This is a genomic window from Mesorhizobium sp. M1227 (assembly GCF_040318315.1).
Classification (GTDB): domain Bacteria; phylum Pseudomonadota; class Alphaproteobacteria; order Rhizobiales; family Rhizobiaceae; genus Mesorhizobium.
On the sequence record NZ_JAMYLZ010000001.1, the window covers coordinates 52,033 to 66,798 of the forward strand.

Genomic DNA, 14,766 nt, shown 5'->3' on the forward strand with positions numbered 1-14,766 from the left:
CCGGGAATGCCGCGTTTTCGCCTCGACATCGAATATGACGGCAGTCTCTTCGCCGGCTGGCAGCGCCAGGCCAACCAGCCTTCGGTGCAGGAGGCGATCGAGCGGGCGATCGAGAAGTTCTGTGGCGAGCAGGTTTCGCTGCGCGCCGCCGGCCGCACCGATGCCGGCGTCCATGCGACCGCTCAGGTGGCGCATGTCGATCTGATCAAAGCATGGCCCGGCGACAAGGTGCGCGACGCCGTCAACGCGCATCTGCAAGCGGCCAAGGCGCGCATCGCCATCCTGAAGGCCGCCGTCGTGCCGGATGGCTTCGATGCGCGTTTCTCGGCGATCGGCCGCCATTACCTCTACCGCATCGTCAACCGCCGCGCGCCGGCGGCGCTCGATAAGGGCAAGATCTGGTGGGTACCAAAGCAGCTCGATGCCGGCGCCATGCACGAGGCGGCAAAGGTGCTGCTTGGCCGGCATGATTTCACCACCTTCCGCTCGACCCAGTGCCAAGCCACCAGCCCCGTCCGCACGCTCGACCGGCTGGATGTCAGCCGGGCGGGCGATTTCATTGAGGTCCGCGCTTCGGCGCGGTCATTCCTGCACAACCAGGTGCGCTCGATGGTCGGCTCGCTCAAACGTGTCGGCGAAGGCGGCTGGACTGTTGCCGACCTCAAGGCGGCGCTTGAGGCGCGCGACCGTGCGGCCTGCGGTCAGGTGGCGCCGCCCGACGGGCTGTTTCTCGTCGGCGTCGATTATCCGACGCCTGGCTGATCCGGAACGCTGATCCCGAGCAGCGCCTGCAGGCCGAACAGGACGATCAGCGACGCCACGAACATGCCGGCAAAAACGGCGCTGCCGGTGGCCGCACCCCTGCCGATCGCAACGTTGGTCATCCGCCAGGTCAAGACCATCGACAGCGCGAACAACAGCAGCGACACCAGTCCGGAGACTTCGTTGGCCGATGTCAGGAAAAGCCGGATCAACGCCGATGGCAGCATCATCCAGGCGATGATCGCCGAGGCCCAATTGCTGGCCACGACATAATGGACGAAACGGCCGCCGACGCCGACCCGCGGCGCCACCAGGGCGAGGCCTATGAGCGGCAGCACCCAGGCGCCGATATCGACGGTGGCCAGGCGGATCAACATGCTGAAACGGCCGACGAATGCGTTGGGATCGCCGATCTCGTTGGCAATACCGACCCAGCCGACGATCAGTGCCGGCGCCGCGACGACAATGGCAAAAAAGGAGTTCCAGAAACCGTCCGCCGAAAGGTCGAGCAGGCGAAATCCGTCGGCTTTGCCGAGCATCAGCCGCCAGGCACCGGCAAGCGAAGCGTAGGTTTCATCCGCTGAAAGCATCACTAGGATATGTCCTGCGCAAACCAGTCTTCAACGAAGCGCAGATAAATCTGCGTCAGCGTCTCGAGGTCGGCAATCGCCACGCGTTCGTCGACCATGTGCATGGTCTTGCCGACCAGTCCGAATTCGACCACCGGACAATAATCCTTGATGAAGCGGGCATCGGAGGTGCCGCCGGAGGTGGAGAGCGCCGGCTTCCTGCCGGTCACCGCCTTGATCGAGCCGCCAAGCGTCTCGATCAACCTGTCGTCGCGTGTCAGGAAAACGTGGCTCGGTCCGTCGCGCCAGACTATCTCGTAGTCGACCGGCGTCTTCTTGCCGGCGCGGTATTTCTTGCGTTTCGCCGCCCGGTCGAGGCGGTTGTGGATCTCGGCCTGGATCGTCTCGGCGGTCCATGTGTCGTTGAAGCGAATATTGAAGGTAGCCGCCGCCTTCGCCGGGATGACGTTGGTGGCAGGGTTGCCAACGTCGATGGAGGTGACCTCAAGATTGGTCGGCTGGAAATCCCTTGTTCCGTTGTCGAAGACGGGGTGAAGCAAGGCGTCGACCAGCGTCACAAGGCCGCGCACCGGGTTGTCGGCTAGCTGCGGATAGGCGGCGTGGCCCTGGCGGCCGTTGACGACGACCGTGCCGGAGAGCGAGCCGCGCCGGCCGATCTTGATCATATCGCCGAGCGCATCGGGATTGGTCGGCTCGCCGACGATCGCAGCATGCCATTTCTCGCCCTTGGCAGCCGCCCATTCGAGCAGTTTCGTCGTGCCGTTGATCGCCGGCCCTTCCTCGTCGCCGGTGATCAGCAGCGAGACCGACCCCTTCGGGCCGCCCTTCTGCGCGATATGTCGCGCTACCGCCGCGACGAAACAAGCAATGCCGCCCTTCATGTCGACGGCGCCGCGGCCGAACATCTCGCCATTGGCGATCTCGGCGCCAAAGGGTGGGTGCGTCCAAGCTGTTTCATCGCCCACCGGCACCACATCGGTATGGCCGGCAAACATCAGATGCGGGCCGTTGCCGGAACGCCGCGCGTAAAGGTTCTCTATGTCAGGTGTGCCGGATTCGGAAAACACCGGGCGCTCGACGGCAAAGCCGAGCGGCTTCAACATTTCTTCCAGCGCGCTCAGCGCACCGCCTTCGGCGGGCGTCACGGAAGCGCAGCGGATGAGAGCAGCCAGATTTCTGGTCGGATCGGTAGGCAGCGTCATGGGCAAAAGCGATAGTCGAAAGCGCAAGGCCTGTCACGGCCAGACATAAGGGCCAGCCATGCCGCCGACATTATGGTTTTCATGCCGTATAAGTTGCGGCAAGGCCTCTCAACCAGGACAGGGCCATCGCATGATCACGCATGGCAGGACGATCGTAATCGCCGGTGCCGGCAGTATCGGGTGCTACGCCGGCGGCTGCCTGATACTTGCCGGGCGAAAGGTGGTTCTGCTGGCGCGGCCTCGCATCGAGAAGGCGCTGCAAAAAGGTGGATTGCGCATCACCGACCGTGATGGCCGCGACCGATCCGTCAAGCCGGAGGCATTGTCGGTCACCGCCGATCCGGCCGCGGCATTCCCCGGTGCCGATGTCATCCTGCTAACGGTCAAGAGCGGCGCGACGCAAGACATGGCCGGGCTTATTGCGGCCCATGCCCGACCGGATGCGGTGGTACTCAGTCTGCAGAACGGCGTCGACAATGCCGATAAGTTGCGAGCCCATCTCACCGCCCGGCGGGTGCTCGCGGGCATGGTGCCGTTCAACGTGGTCCAATCACCGGAGGGCGAATTGCCGCTTCGCCTGCACCGCGCCAGCGGCGGCAAGGTGATGATCGAACAGGGCGCGACAGGCCTTGACGAACTGCTCGACGTCGAGGGCTTTGCCGTCGCCACACATGGTGACATCGAAGCGGTGCTATGGGGCAAGCTGCTGCTCAACCTCAACAACGCGCTGGTGGCGCTTTCCGGCCTGCCGCTGGCGGCAGAGCTTGCCGATCGCCGCTGGCGGCTGATCCTGGCCGGCCAGATCGACGAAGCATTGGCGGCAATGATGGCGACAGGCATCGAACCCGCTCGCATCGCCGGCCTGCGTCCCGCGCTGCTGCCGAAAGTGCTTCGCCTGCCCGACTGGCTGTTCAAGTTCTTGGCGCGTCGGATGCTTGCCATCGATCCGGCCGCGCGTTCGTCGATGTGGGATGACCTTCAGCGCCGCCGGCCCTCGGAGATCGGCGAACTGCAAGGCGCGGCCTTGCGTTTGGCCGAAAAGGCCGGCACGCCGGCGCCGTTGCTGAAGCGCGTGACGGCATTGGTGCGCGCGGTCGAGCAGGAAAGAGGCGGATCGCCCTGCCTGTCGCCGGAAGCCGTTGTCGCGTCCGTCAGATCGTAGCCCGCACAGGCGCCCAGTAACGGCCCTTGCCGGTGCGCTTGGCTTCGTACAGCGCATGGTCGGAACAGGTGAGCAGGATTTCCGGATCGCCGCCGTCGGCGGGTGCGAAGGCGCTGCCGACGCTCAAGCCGACATGGATGGCGGAACCGACCCCGAGGTCGAAAGGCACCGAGACCTTTTCGATGGCCCGCTTTGCCAGGTAGGTGGCCTCGATCTCCGAGGTTGCGGGCAAAAGGATGACAAATTCATCGCCGCCAATGCGGAAGACCACGTCCCCCGGACGGAAGCCCCGCTTCAATCGTTCGGCCACCTTGCGCAGCAGCACGTCGCCGACGGCGTGGCCAAAACGGTCGTTGACGTGTTTGAAACCGTCGAGATCCATGCTGAGCACTGCAAACGGCTTGCCGCCATTAGCGGCCGGCGCCGCAAGGTCGCGGCACATGTCGCGCAATTTCTCCTGCAGGAAGATGCGGTTTGGCAGGCCGGTCAGCGCGTCCTTGATGGCCAGGTCGCGATTGTCCAGTTCGGCGCGGATCATGCGGGCATTGATTGCGTGGTTCTGAAGCAGCACGACGATGACGCCGGCCACATAGAACGGCGTTTGAATTCCGACGATCGGCATTCCGGGCGCCGCAGAAAACAATGCACCGACCACGTAAGGCAGGCTTACGGCCAACATGACGAATATGGCGAAGCGCGGGGTCGCCGCATTGCGTGACGACACCACGCCGACGACGCCTGCGACATTCAAGGCGGCAAGTACGGAAAGCGCCATATTCCCGCTGGCAACACAGCCATAGCAGCCGAGGCCGAAAACGACCGACCAGACGCCGCTGGCTGCCATCAGGCCCGCCAGCGGCCCTTTCGAGCCGCGCCTGCGGGCCTGCTCGCATTCCCGCATCAGCAGAACGCGGACGGTGAAAAGCATCAGGTCGGCGGCAATCCAAGCGTAGGGCCACCAATCCCCGGTGGCAAGAGCGGCGCTGACTGCAACCAACAGAACGCTGATGGTGCCGAACAGGACTGCGAATTTGCGGTCGAAGGTGGTGTCGAGAAGCCGGGCGCGGACAGCTTCCGGTTCCAATTTCATCGGCGAAGAGAACCAGGCAAAGAGGCGAGCGGCGGCGCTCCACGTTTTGCGCGGCTCCTTGGTGATCAGGGATAGGTCGCTTGCCAGTCGAGCGCTCCGTGCCGGTCGACACAGTCTTCGCCGGCATGCTGGGCCAGGGTGATTAACATTCGCTTAGAGCATCCGGCGCAAACCGGGCTTTCGGAACTCCCCGCTCCGCCGCTCTGGAGCAATTCCAGGAAAAGTGTGAAGCGGTTTTCCGTCCGGAATTGCGTCAAAACAAAAAAGATAGAGCGGTTCGGCGTTTCTGCGAAACGATGAACCGCTCTAGCGGATCTGCCGCCGGGTTGCCGGTTTTAGCTTGCCGGCCCCGGTCGTCTGCGGACTGCAGGCCGGCGCGGCGGGCCCGGCTCGGGATCGGTCTTCGCCGCACGTGCCGGCTGCCCATGAGGGGTTTCGATCAGCGTGATCTTCTGCCAGATCTTTCGCGAGAGGTTCGAAGCCAGGTTCTCGATGTCATTGACGCCGTCGATGACCACGGCGTCATTCACCGATTGCGCGAACAGCGCGGCGATCTTGCCGGTGATCGACAGCATTTCGGAGCAGTAGTCGAGATAGCGGGCAAGGTCGGCGGCGTTGGTGATGCGGGCTGGCGAATGCGCAGTCGGCTTGAAACTGGCTGAAAGCGTTGCCGGATCCTTGGTCAGCTGGTGCATGTCGATGACGTGGATCAGCGACCGCAGCCCGTGGAGCTGGCGAAACACCCGCTTGCGCTTGATCCGCTCCTCGGAGCGAATCAGGGCCAGGAAGCCCAGCACCGCGAGGATGATCATGTTGAGGGAGGCTTCGATGCCTTGCACCGACTGGAAGGCATCGTGGTTTCCCGAGATGCGGCCGAGCGGCAGGATTGTGCCGACGAACAGGAACATCAGCGCTCCGACGACGAAGGCGGCGATGATGAGGCCACGCAGCCACCAGATCGGCGCCTCCAGCGCCTTGGCTGCCTTTGCCAGATCGCGCGACAGCGACACGAGCTCGGCGGCGACGCCGCGCAAGCCTGCATCGGGAAAGCGCTCGGCGACGCGCCCTTCCAGCCGTTCGGCGGTTTCGAGGATCAGTTTCGGATCAAGCGAGCGGTAGCGCATGACGAAATGTCCGATCGGTGCTCAGGGTTCGGCCGGGGCGTTGGTGCGCTTGCCGTAGCGGTTGGGGCCGGGTTGCCCTGGAAACAGGCAAAGCACGAGGAAAGCGATGATCGAGACAACCGGCACGAACAGCACCAGCGCCGCAACGCCCGGCTTGTCGAGGTCGTGCAACCGCTTGACCGCCAGCACCACGTTCGACCAAAGCGAGGCAATGAAGGCGATGAAGAAAATGAACGACCACATGTTGCTCTCGGTGGTGCCTTCCGGCACCAGCGTGAAACGGTAGAGCGGGAAGGCCTGTATGATGGCCACCAGCAGTCCTCCAAGAAAATAGGCCGCGCGGCTGACGCGGCCCGAAGCTTTGAAGAAAAGCCAGATGAGGTCTGATCTATCAGGCAAGCGAATTCCGTCCGTATTCGTTGAGAAAGATCAATCGCGCAGCAATTCGTTGATCGATGTCTTGGAACGGGTTCTGGCATCGACCCGCTTGACGATGACGGCGCAGTAGAGGCTGGGGCCGGGCTCGTTGTTTGGAAAAGGCTTGCCCGGCAGCGAGCCGGCGACGACGACGGAATTAGGCGGCACCTCGCCGTAGAAGATCTCGCCGGTGGCACGGTCGACGATCTTGGTCGACTGGCCGATGAAGACGCCCATGCCGAGCACCGAGCCTTCGCGAACGATGCAGCCTTCGACCACTTCGGAACGGGCGCCGATGAAGCAATTGTCCTCGATGATGGTAGGGCCGGCCTGCATCGGCTCCAGCACACCGCCGATGCCGACGCCACCCGACAGATGCACATTCTTGCCGATCTGGGCACAGGAGCCGACCGAAGCCCAGGTGTCGACCATGGTGCCGCTGTCGACATAGGCGCCGACATTGACGAAGGACGGCATCAGCACGGCGCCGGGCGCGACATAGGCGGAGCGGCGCACGATCGACGACGGCACGGCGCGGAAGCCCGCCTTCTCAAAATCGACGGCGCTCCAGCCGTCGAATTTTGAGGGCACCTTGTCCCACCATACCGCCTGACCGGGACCACCCTTTATGATCTCCATCGGGGTGAGCCGGAACGACAGCAGCACCGCTTTTTTCAGCCACTGGTTGACGTGCCATTTGCCGTCGGCCTGCCGCTCGGCGACGCGGGCGACGCCCCGGTCGAGCAGGTCGAGCGCCGATTGGATGGCCTCGCGCGTCTCGCCGCGGGTTGCGGTCGAAATCGTGTCGCGTTCCTCGAAGGCGTTCTCGATGATCTCCTCGAGGCTCGCGAGATCGGGCTTCGACATGAATTCGCTCCATTACCAAGCTGTTAAGGGCCGGCGCCTTAACCTGTTTGAAAGTCGCGCGGACCCTATGTGAAGGCTTGGGGAGGGTCAATCGCGGCAGCGTCACGGGACGGCGCAGGTGAATGATTGGACGGGTAAAGCAAATATGACTCCCATGGAAAAGGCGGGATGGACGCCGCTGCCGCATTCGGACGAGGATCTGGAGCGATCGAAAAGCGTGCCGGACACGCCGCAAACGCGCGCGGAGACATATCGGCTGGCCTGGAACGACCCCGATTTCATGACGCGGCGCGAGTTGCGCGCGGTCAGGCTGCAACTCGAACTGCTGAAGCCGGAGATGATCCTGGCCGAGCGCGGCATCCAATCGACCGTCATCCTGTTCGGCGGCGCGCGCATTCCCGAGCCCGGCGGCGAAGCCTGGGCGGCCAAGAACGAGACGCAGAAGAAGAACCTCGAGCAAAACAGCAAATATTACGAGGAGGCGCGCAAATTCGCCCGCCTCTGCTCACAGCAGTCGGCCACCTCGTACTATCGCGAATTCGTCGTGGTGACCGGTGGCGGGCCGGGCGTCATGGAGGCCGGCAATCGTGGCGCCGACGATGTTGGCGCGCCGTCGATCGGTCTCAATATCGTGCTGCCACACGAGCAGGCGCCAAACGCCTACGTGACGCCGGAACTCTGCTTCAACTTCCACTATTTCGCGGTCCGCAAGATGCATTTCGTCATGCGTGCCAAGGCCGTTGCGGTGTTTCCAGGCGGCTTCGGCACGATGGACGAGTTCTTCGAGACGCTGACCCTGATCCAGACCGGCCGCATGGAACGCGTGCCGGTCATTCTGTTCGGCAAGGCTTTCTGGGCAAGGGCGATCGACCTCGATTTCCTCGCCGAGCAAGGCACGATCACACCCGGCGATCAGGATATCATCGATTTCGTCGACACCGCTGACGAGGCCTGGGGGATCGTCAGCCGCTTCTATAAACTTTGACATGCAAGCAAGGACTTGAAGCGCGCCGGCTGCCTCAAGCAGGGACTTCCACGATCGCCGTGAGAAAGCTGGCGAGGTCGTCGGTGACGAAGTCCACATCGTCCTCGTTGGCCGGGTCGCGTTCCCAGATTTCCGAGAAGGTCGGCTCGAAATTGCGCGGCACCACCAGCACCGTAGTCATGCCCAGCGATTTCGGCACCGACAGGTTGCGGGCAAGATCTTCGAACATCACCGCATTTTGTCCGGTAACGGCGTGGAGTTCGGCAAATTTCTCATAGGATTGCCGCGCCGGCTTCGGGTTCAGTCCGGCTGCGACGATATCGAAAATATCATCGAAATGCTCGAGAATGCCCAACTGCCGCGCGGTGCGTTCGGCATGCCGGCGATCCCCGTTGGTGAAGATGAATTTACGGCCGGGAAGCTGGCGAATGGCGGTGCCTAGGACGGGATCTGGAACCAGCCAGGAATAATCGATGTCGTGCACTTTCTCGAGAAAATCGTCGGGGTCGATGCCGTGGCGCGTCATCAATCCGTTCAGCGTCGTGCCATATTCGCGGTAGAGCTCCTTTTGCAGCTTGCGTGCTTCCTCGCGCGGCAGCGTCAGCAATTCTCCGACGTAGGCGGTCATCTTCACATCGATCTGCGAGAACAGATTCGAATGATGCGGATAAAGCGTGTTGTCGAGATCGAACACCCAGTCGGTGACATGGGCAAAGCGGGCGGGGTCGGGAAGTGTCGTCATACGTCCTTATGGCACGAAACGATCTTTCTAACAGGAGGTTTATCCACAACCTATGCGCGCCCTGGGTGGTAAAAATGGCGCCATGATTAAAATCTTAAGCATCGCCGAAAGGTGACATTCAGCGCTTTGCTGGAACCAAGACGGACCAGTGGAAGCAAGCGATGAATCGCATATTTCTAAAGTCTGCCGCCATCGCTTTCGCCTCCGTCGCGGTCTCGCTTTTGCTGACGCTGATCGTCGTGCCGGCAATGGGGTTTCCGATCAATCGCACCATCTGGCTGACATCCACCGTGTGCCCGCTCGCGCTGGCCTGGAGCGTCGGCGCCTATACGTTCTGGCAGGGCGAAAGGTTGCAGACCGCGCATCGCGAGCTCGCCCGCGCCCATGCCCAACTCGCCGCCGCGCACAGGCGCTTGGCGGAAAAGGCGAGCCGCGACGACATGACCGGCATGCTCAACCGCGAAAGTTTCTTTGCCGCTCTCGACGGCTCCCGGCGCAAATCCGATCGCGGGGCATTGCTGATCGTCGATGCCGACCATTTCAAGACCATCAACGACAGCTACGGCCATCTGATCGGCGACGATGCGCTGCTCCTGATTGCAAACGCGATAGAGCGTGGCGTGCGCAGCGGCGACGTGCTTGGCCGCATCGGCGGCGAGGAATTCTGCGCCCTTCTGATTGGTGCCACCGAACACGAGGCCAGGCGCATCGCCGAGCGCATCCGCCGTGAAGTCGAGCGTATCCGTTTCCGGCCCGTCGACGAACGAACGGTTCCGCTGACAGTCAGTATTGGCGGCATCACCTGCGGCAGAGACGCCGCAGTGTCGGAGCTAATGCGCGCCGCCGACCAGCGGCTCTACGAGGCCAAGCATCGCGGCCGTAATCTGTCGATCATCGACCGCGATATTTCCGAAGCCGCCTGAGCTCGGCCCTAAGCCTTCTGCTGCATTCAACCGCGCCGCTGCCAGACTGTCAAAATCCGAAGATGGCGATGCGGAACAGCAGGGCGGCCGCCGCCACCGCCACCAGAGCGATGCCAAGGCCAATGGGAGAGCCCCAGCCATACCACTCCATCGCCAGCTTGGCATATTTGAACTCCTCGGCCGGTGTGAGTGGGCCGCGCGTCGGGGTCTGATTCATGTTTCACTCCTTGCAGGCTGCGACAGGCCTTGCCTTGCGCCTGATGCAGCATATTACTATAATAGCCATAATGTTAGGCAGTTTGATAGTTAGATGATCGAAATAAATTCGTCAAGCATGAATCGGGCCGACATGAAGACCGCCATCAGCCTTGCCATTATGGGCTGGCAGGACGCGACGCAGGCTTATGACGAGGCAGTGGGCGATAGGCTTGGGCTGAGTATGGCGGAACGCCATTGCCTGGCGCTGCTCTATGGCGGCCCGCGATCGGCTGGCGAGGTCGCGGCCGCAACAGGGTTGACGCCGGCCGCGGTCACCGCGCTGATCGACCGGCTGGAGGCACGCGGCCTGCTGACACGAACGCGCAGCCTTGAGGACAGGCGCAAGGTGGTCATAGAGGCGACGGAACTCACACGAGAACTATCGACGCGCTATTATGGCGCGATCGCGCAGGAGGGGGAAAAGGTGATCGCCACATTCAGCGACACTGAGCTCGCCACGATCCTGCGCTTCGTTACGGCGTCCCTCGACCTTCAGCGCGACCAGCTGGCCCGGCTGAAGGCCGAGGCGTTGGAATAACCGACAGCCTATAGGCTCGCCGGGTCGAGCGCTGGCTCGCCTTTGCGGCGCGCCACGATCGCCGCAAGATCGGCGGTCTCGAAAGCATCACGCAGGGCGTCGAACGACGGCAGCACGAAATAGGCACGCTGGAACTTGTCGATCTCGTAGCCGGTGCGCATTACGGTTTCCAGGTCGAAGGGGACATGGTGCGCCTCGCCGCCTTCGACCGCGAACTGAAGCTCCGTGAAGGATGACATCAGCCCGGCGCCGAAAGCCTTCAGCGGCTGGCCCGGCTCGCGTATCAGCCCGTATTCGACGGTGTACCAGTAAAGCCTGGTGATCATCTCGTCGCCGCCGAGCGCAATCACGTTATCGGCCTTTTTGCCATACATCTGCATGAAGTCGGCAAAGACCGGCTGCGTCAGGATCGGCACGTGACCGAAGAAATCGTGGAACATGTCGGGCTCGACAATGTAGTCGAGCTCCTTTTGGGTTCGCAGCCAGTTGGTGACCGGGAAGCGGCGGTTGGCGAGGTGGTCGAAGAACGGCTGGGCGGGGATGAGCCCCGGCACAGCGACGATCTCCCAGCCGGTGAGCTTGCGCAGCTTCTCGCTGACCGCACCGAAATCCGGGATCTTGTCGAGAAGGCCGAGCGCCGCAACGCCATCGAGATAGGAATGGTGGGCGAGCTTCCTGGTCAGCTTCGTCTGGCGGTCGCACAGCGTGCGCCACACCGCCTGTTCTTCGTCGCTATAATTGTAGCCCTGCGCCACGGTGAAATCGGCACGGCAGACCGAATAATCGCCGCGAAGGCCTCGCGCCGCGCATTCGCGGGCATAGTCGGCAACGTTCATTGTCATGGCTTGCTCTCCCTGGAAATCATGACCAGCCAATTGCCGGAAATTCTAGCCGGATCGCGCGAGGCAAATCAGCTTTGATGGTGGCTCAAACGCAGGGTTGGAGGTAAAAGGCTGCACGATCGAGCTTTGGGAGAGTGAAAATGCCTCAGTTTGACGAATTCGAGATCAAGATGCTCGACATCCTGCAGCGCGACGGGCGCAAGCCGGTCTCCGAATTGGCGCAGGAGATCGGCCTGTCGACGACACCTTGCGCGCGGCGCTTCGAGGCCCTTCAGCAGGCGGGCATCATAAAGGGCTTCGCTGCGGTGCTCAGCCGCCGCGCCGTCGGTCTGATGGTCGAGGTGTTCATCCAGGTGCGCCTCGTAACCCACAGCGACGGCTCGCCCGAAAACTTTATCGCCGCCGTGCAGCGCATGGACGAGGTGTCGTCGTGCTGGACGATGACTGGAGACTACGATTTCCTGCTGCATGTCATGGTGCCGTCGGTCGACGAACTCAATGCCTTCGTCATGCACCGGCTGATGCGGCTCGAAGGCGTGCGCGACGTACACACGCAGCTTGTGCTGCAGAACATCAAGGGGCCAGGCCATGTCCCGCTTGCACATCTCAGACGATAGGCATTTCTGCGGAAAAGCTGCACACGAACTGCTGAATCGAGCCAATCTCCAGAGCTAGATCGCCGACTACGACATGCGGACCGCCATTGCATAAGGTCCGCCATGAAAATCGTCCTGATCAACCCGCCACATACAGCTATCGGCAGCCGCGTCCCGGACGACCATCTGCCGCCGCTCGGTTTGCTGGCACTGGGCGGTCCGCTGATCGACGCGGGACATCAAGTGCGGCTTGTGGACGCCGAATTCGGGCCGATGGCGCTTGCCACGCTGGTCCGGGACGCCTTGAGCGACCATCCCCACTGCATTCTGATCGGCCATTCCGGCTCGACGTCTGCGCATCCGACAGCCCTGCTGATCGCCGGCATGGTCAAGCACATCGATCCGGCGGCAATCCTGATTTATGGCGGCGTGTTTCCGACCTATCACTGGCGCGACATACTGGCCGAAACGGATGCCTTCGATGTCATCGTTCGTGGCGAGGGCGAGGCGACCATAGTGGCGCTTGCCGAAGCGCTGGAGAAACGCAAGCCGCTGTCGGATGTGGCGGGCATCGCCTTTCCTGACGATTTGCGCCAGCCCTTTGCCACCAAGCCGGCAAGAACGATCGCCAACCTAGACGACTACCGCATCGGCTGGGAACTGATCGATTTCAGTCGCTACAGCTATTGGGGAGGCAAGCGCGCGGTGGTCATGCAGTTCTCGCGAGGCTGTCCGCATCTGTGCAACTATTGCGGCCAGCGCGGCTTCTGGACGCGCTGGCGGCACCGCGACTCCGTGAAGTTCGCGCGGGAGATTGCCTGGCTATACCGCGAGCATGGCGTCGAACTGATCAACCTTGCCGACGAGAACCCGACGTCGTCCAAAAAAGCCTGGCGCGCCTTTCTCGATGCGATGATCGCCGAGAATGTGCCGGTGCTGATCGTCGGCTCCACCCGCGCCGACGACATCGTCCGCGACGCCGAGAGTCTGCATCTTTATCGCCAGGCCGGCGTCATCCGCTGGCTGCTTGGCATGGAAAACATCGACGAGCAGACGCTTGCATTGATCCGCAAGGGCGGCAGCACCTCATCCGACCGCGAGGCGATACGGCTGCTGCGCCTCAACGGCATCTTGTCGATGGCGACCTGGGTGGTCGGTTTCGAGGACGAAGGCTTGCGCGACCTCTGGCGCGGCTTCCGCCAGCTGATCGCTTATGACCCCGACCAGATCCAGGCGCTCTATGTGACGCCGCATCGCTGGACGCCGTTCTTCAGGATTGCCAGGGACCGCAAGGTGATCCAGCTGGACGCCCGCCTGTGGGACTACAAGCATCAGGTCCTGCGGATGACCCGCCTCAAGCCGTGGATGCTGTTCTTCGCCGTCAAGCTGATCGAACTGGCGGTGCAGTCGCGGCCCAAGGCCTTGGCGCGCATCCTGTTCCACAAGGATCCGGAGCAAAGGCATTCGATGCGCTGGTACACCAGAATGGGCCGCCGCGTCTGGTTTCGCGAAGTCTGGGGCTTTCTGGTCCGCGACCGCCGCCTCAAAAATGGCCCGACGCTCGCCGAATTCTGGGGCGCGCCGCAAGACGAGGAAGAGGAATCGATGGTTGTCGAACGCCTGCCGCGTAAGTCCGTGACCGCTATTTCGCCAAACGCTTGAGCCCCTCAGACACCCGGCCTCACGGCACGATCAGCGTGCCGGCGCCGTGTTCGGTGAACAGCTCGAGCAGCACCGCATGCGGCGTCTTGCCGTTGAGGATGACGACGCCTGCGACGCCGCGCTCGATTGCCTCGATGCAGGTCTCGACTTTGGGGATCATGCCGCCCGAGACCGTGCCATCCTTGATCAGGGCCTTGGCCTCGGCCACGGTCAGCTCGTCGATCAGCTTCTTGTCCTTGTCGAGCACGCCGGGCACGTCGGTAAGGAACAGCAGGCGCGTCGCCTGGCAGGCGCCGGCGATGGCGCCGGCAAAAGTGTCGGCGTTGATGTTGTAGGTATGGCCGTCGCGGCCGGGCGCCACCGGCGCCAGCACCGGGATCATTTCGGACCGCGCCAGGAGGTCGAGCAATGTGCGGTCGACCTCGACAGGCTCACCAACGAAGCCCAGGTCGAGCACCCGTTCGATGTTGGAATCCGGATCGATCATGGTCTTTCGTGCCTTTTCGGCAAACACCATGTTGCCGTCCTTGCCGCACAGGCCGATCGCCCACTCGCCCTCGGCATTGATCAGCGCGACGATCTCCTTGTTGATCGACCCGGCCAGCACCATCTCGACAATCTCGACGGTTTTCTGGTCGGTGACGCGCAAGCCGCCCTCGAATTTGGATTCGATGCCCATCTTGGCGAGCATGGCGCCGATCTGCGGCCCGCCGCCATGCACGACGATCGGGTTGACGCCGGATTGTTTCAAAAGTGCGATGTCGCGGGCGAAAGCCTTGCCGAGCGCGATGTCGCCCATCGCGTGGCCGCCATATTTCACCACGACCGTCTTGTTCTCGTAGCGCTGCATGTAGGGCAGCGCCCTTGAAAGCAGCGCGGCCTGCATTTCGGCGGTGGCGGCGACATCCGTCATCGGCGTGGTTCCCAGCTTGGCATGAACGGCGGCGTCTTAGCGGGAATTAGACGACGGGGCAAACGGCTTTGCTGTCACGATCGATCAAATCAC

General features: G+C 62.6%; 17 protein-coding genes. 7 read left to right on the forward strand and 10 right to left on the reverse strand.

Annotated elements, in window-relative coordinates:
• Positions 1-6: 6 nt before the first annotated feature.
• Positions 7-762: a tRNA pseudouridine(38-40) synthase TruA gene (truA, locus tag NKH28_RS00260; RefSeq protein WP_352977482.1), complete on the forward strand. Its 756-nt coding sequence runs from the start codon at positions 7-9 to the stop codon at positions 760-762.
• Here the strand turns inward: truA and NKH28_RS00265 are convergent.
• Complete coding sequence (locus tag NKH28_RS00265) at positions 744-1,352, reverse strand: transporter (RefSeq protein WP_352455970.1); 609 nt, start codon at positions 1,350-1,352, stop codon at positions 744-746. The genes truA and NKH28_RS00265 overlap by 19 nt on opposite strands.
• A 2-nt stretch (positions 1,353-1,354) precedes the next feature.
• A complete protein-coding gene (dapE, locus tag NKH28_RS00270; RefSeq protein WP_352472355.1) occupies positions 1,355-2,554 on the reverse strand; it encodes a succinyl-diaminopimelate desuccinylase in 1,200 nt (399 codons plus the stop codon).
• A 130-nt stretch (positions 2,555-2,684) separates the two neighbouring features.
• Between dapE and NKH28_RS00275 the strand changes: the two genes are divergently transcribed.
• On the forward strand, positions 2,685-3,716 hold the full coding sequence (locus NKH28_RS00275) for a 2-dehydropantoate 2-reductase (protein WP_352539948.1): 1,032 nt from the start codon (positions 2,685-2,687) through the stop codon (positions 3,714-3,716).
• Here NKH28_RS00275 and NKH28_RS00280 read toward each other — a convergent pair.
• The 4 genes from NKH28_RS00280 to dapD all read right to left on the reverse strand — a co-directional run bounded on the left by NKH28_RS00280 (position 3,706) and on the right by dapD (position 7,214).
• Positions 3,706-4,806, reverse strand: a complete 1,101-nt coding sequence (locus NKH28_RS00280; RefSeq protein ID WP_352977484.1) for a diguanylate cyclase domain-containing protein — start codon at positions 4,804-4,806, stop codon at positions 3,706-3,708. The two genes, NKH28_RS00275 and NKH28_RS00280, sit on opposite strands and share 11 nt — an antisense overlap.
• Positions 4,807-5,141: 335 nt before the next feature.
• Positions 5,142-5,930 carry a hypothetical protein gene (locus NKH28_RS00285; RefSeq protein WP_352455973.1) on the reverse strand — a complete coding sequence of 263 codons (789 nt, stop codon included), beginning with the start codon at positions 5,928-5,930 and terminating at the stop codon, positions 5,142-5,144.
• Between the two features lie 21 nt (positions 5,931-5,951).
• A complete protein-coding gene (locus NKH28_RS00290) occupies positions 5,952-6,329 on the reverse strand; it encodes a DUF805 domain-containing protein (RefSeq protein WP_352455974.1) in 378 nt (125 codons plus the stop codon).
• Positions 6,330-6,359: 30 nt separating this feature from the next.
• Complete coding sequence (dapD, locus tag NKH28_RS00295) at positions 6,360-7,214, reverse strand: 2,3,4,5-tetrahydropyridine-2,6-dicarboxylate N-succinyltransferase (protein WP_023677474.1); 855 nt, start codon at positions 7,212-7,214, stop codon at positions 6,360-6,362.
• A gap of 145 nt (positions 7,215-7,359) precedes the next feature.
• Between dapD and NKH28_RS00300 the strand changes: the two genes are divergently transcribed.
• On the forward strand, positions 7,360-8,199 hold the full coding sequence (locus NKH28_RS00300) for an LOG family protein (RefSeq protein ID WP_023718198.1): 840 nt from the start codon (positions 7,360-7,362) through the stop codon (positions 8,197-8,199).
• A 34-nt stretch (positions 8,200-8,233) separates the two neighbouring features.
• On the opposite strand, the gene NKH28_RS00305 is transcribed toward NKH28_RS00300, so the two are convergent.
• Positions 8,234-8,941, reverse strand: a complete 708-nt coding sequence (locus NKH28_RS00305; RefSeq protein WP_352455977.1) for a pyrimidine 5'-nucleotidase — start codon at positions 8,939-8,941, stop codon at positions 8,234-8,236.
• Positions 8,942-9,102: 161 nt separating this feature from the next.
• On the opposite strand from NKH28_RS00305, the gene NKH28_RS00310 reads away from it, so the two are divergent.
• Positions 9,103-9,864 (forward strand): GGDEF domain-containing protein, encoded by a 762-nt coding sequence (locus NKH28_RS00310; RefSeq protein WP_023677477.1) that lies wholly within the window; start codon positions 9,103-9,105, stop codon positions 9,862-9,864.
• Positions 9,865-9,913: 49 nt separating this feature from the next.
• On the opposite strand, the gene NKH28_RS00315 is transcribed toward NKH28_RS00310, so the two are convergent.
• Positions 9,914-10,081, reverse strand: coding sequence for a hypothetical protein (locus tag NKH28_RS00315; RefSeq protein WP_352455979.1), 168 nt, complete (start codon positions 10,079-10,081; stop codon positions 9,914-9,916).
• A gap of 93 nt (positions 10,082-10,174) precedes the next feature.
• On the opposite strand from NKH28_RS00315, the gene NKH28_RS00320 reads away from it, so the two are divergent.
• Positions 10,175-10,660, forward strand: a complete 486-nt coding sequence (locus NKH28_RS00320; RefSeq protein ID WP_352455980.1) for a MarR family winged helix-turn-helix transcriptional regulator — start codon at positions 10,175-10,177, stop codon at positions 10,658-10,660.
• A gap of 8 nt (positions 10,661-10,668) precedes the next feature.
• Here NKH28_RS00320 and phhA read toward each other — a convergent pair whose 3' ends face one another.
• Positions 10,669-11,502: a phenylalanine 4-monooxygenase gene (gene phhA / locus NKH28_RS00325; protein WP_352472351.1), complete on the reverse strand. Its 834-nt coding sequence runs from the start codon at positions 11,500-11,502 to the stop codon at positions 10,669-10,671.
• Positions 11,503-11,642: 140 nt separating this feature from the next.
• Between phhA and NKH28_RS00330 the strand changes: the two genes are divergently transcribed.
• Together NKH28_RS00330 and bchE are read left to right on the forward strand one after the other, a co-directional pair.
• Complete coding sequence (locus tag NKH28_RS00330; protein ID WP_352455982.1) at positions 11,643-12,119, forward strand: Lrp/AsnC family transcriptional regulator; 477 nt, start codon at positions 11,643-11,645, stop codon at positions 12,117-12,119.
• Between the two features lie 102 nt (positions 12,120-12,221).
• The gene (gene bchE, locus NKH28_RS00335) at positions 12,222-13,760 is read left to right on the forward strand and encodes a magnesium-protoporphyrin IX monomethyl ester anaerobic oxidative cyclase (protein ID WP_352977486.1); all 1,539 of its coding nucleotides are present in this window, start codon (positions 12,222-12,224) and stop codon (positions 13,758-13,760) included.
• 19 nt (positions 13,761-13,779) lie between these two features.
• Here the strand turns inward: bchE and argB are convergent, their stop codons facing one another.
• On the reverse strand, positions 13,780-14,673 hold the full coding sequence (gene argB, locus NKH28_RS00340; RefSeq protein ID WP_352472350.1) for an acetylglutamate kinase: 894 nt from the start codon (positions 14,671-14,673) through the stop codon (positions 13,780-13,782).
• Between the last annotated feature and the right edge of the window lie 93 nt (positions 14,674-14,766).

What these genes read in the sequence shown, in the direction of transcription:
- truA (WP_352977482.1), top strand. Translation starts at nt 7, where the DNA reads ATGCCGCGTTTTCGCCTCGACATCGAATATGACGGCAGTCTCTTCGCC.
- NKH28_RS00265 (WP_352455970.1), bottom strand. Translation starts at nt 1,352, where the DNA reads ATGCTTTCAGCGGATGAAACCTACGCTTCGCTTGCCGGTGCCTGGCGG.
- dapE (WP_352472355.1), bottom strand. Translation starts at nt 2,554, where the DNA reads ATGACGCTGCCTACCGATCCGACCAGAAATCTGGCTGCTCTCATCCGC.
- NKH28_RS00275 (WP_352539948.1), top strand. Translation starts at nt 2,685, where the DNA reads ATGATCACGCATGGCAGGACGATCGTAATCGCCGGTGCCGGCAGTATC.
- NKH28_RS00280 (WP_352977484.1), bottom strand. Translation starts at nt 4,806, where the DNA reads ATGAAATTGGAACCGGAAGCTGTCCGCGCCCGGCTTCTCGACACCACC.
- NKH28_RS00285 (WP_352455973.1), bottom strand. Translation starts at nt 5,930, where the DNA reads ATGCGCTACCGCTCGCTTGATCCGAAACTGATCCTCGAAACCGCCGAA.
- dapD (WP_023677474.1), bottom strand. Translation starts at nt 7,214, where the DNA reads ATGTCGAAGCCCGATCTCGCGAGCCTCGAGGAGATCATCGAGAACGCC.
- NKH28_RS00300 (WP_023718198.1), top strand. Translation starts at nt 7,360, where the DNA reads ATGACTCCCATGGAAAAGGCGGGATGGACGCCGCTGCCGCATTCGGAC.
- NKH28_RS00305 (WP_352455977.1), bottom strand. Translation starts at nt 8,941, where the DNA reads ATGACGACACTTCCCGACCCCGCCCGCTTTGCCCATGTCACCGACTGG.
- NKH28_RS00310 (WP_023677477.1), top strand. Translation starts at nt 9,103, where the DNA reads ATGAATCGCATATTTCTAAAGTCTGCCGCCATCGCTTTCGCCTCCGTC.
- NKH28_RS00315 (WP_352455979.1), bottom strand. Translation starts at nt 10,081, where the DNA reads ATGAATCAGACCCCGACGCGCGGCCCACTCACACCGGCCGAGGAGTTC.
- NKH28_RS00320 (WP_352455980.1), top strand. Translation starts at nt 10,175, where the DNA reads ATGATCGAAATAAATTCGTCAAGCATGAATCGGGCCGACATGAAGACC.
- phhA (WP_352472351.1), bottom strand. Translation starts at nt 11,502, where the DNA reads ATGACAATGAACGTTGCCGACTATGCCCGCGAATGCGCGGCGCGAGGC.
- NKH28_RS00330 (WP_352455982.1), top strand. Translation starts at nt 11,643, where the DNA reads ATGCCTCAGTTTGACGAATTCGAGATCAAGATGCTCGACATCCTGCAG.
- bchE (WP_352977486.1), top strand. Translation starts at nt 12,222, where the DNA reads ATGAAAATCGTCCTGATCAACCCGCCACATACAGCTATCGGCAGCCGC.
- argB (WP_352472350.1), bottom strand. Translation starts at nt 14,673, where the DNA reads ATGACGGATGTCGCCGCCACCGCCGAAATGCAGGCCGCGCTGCTTTCA.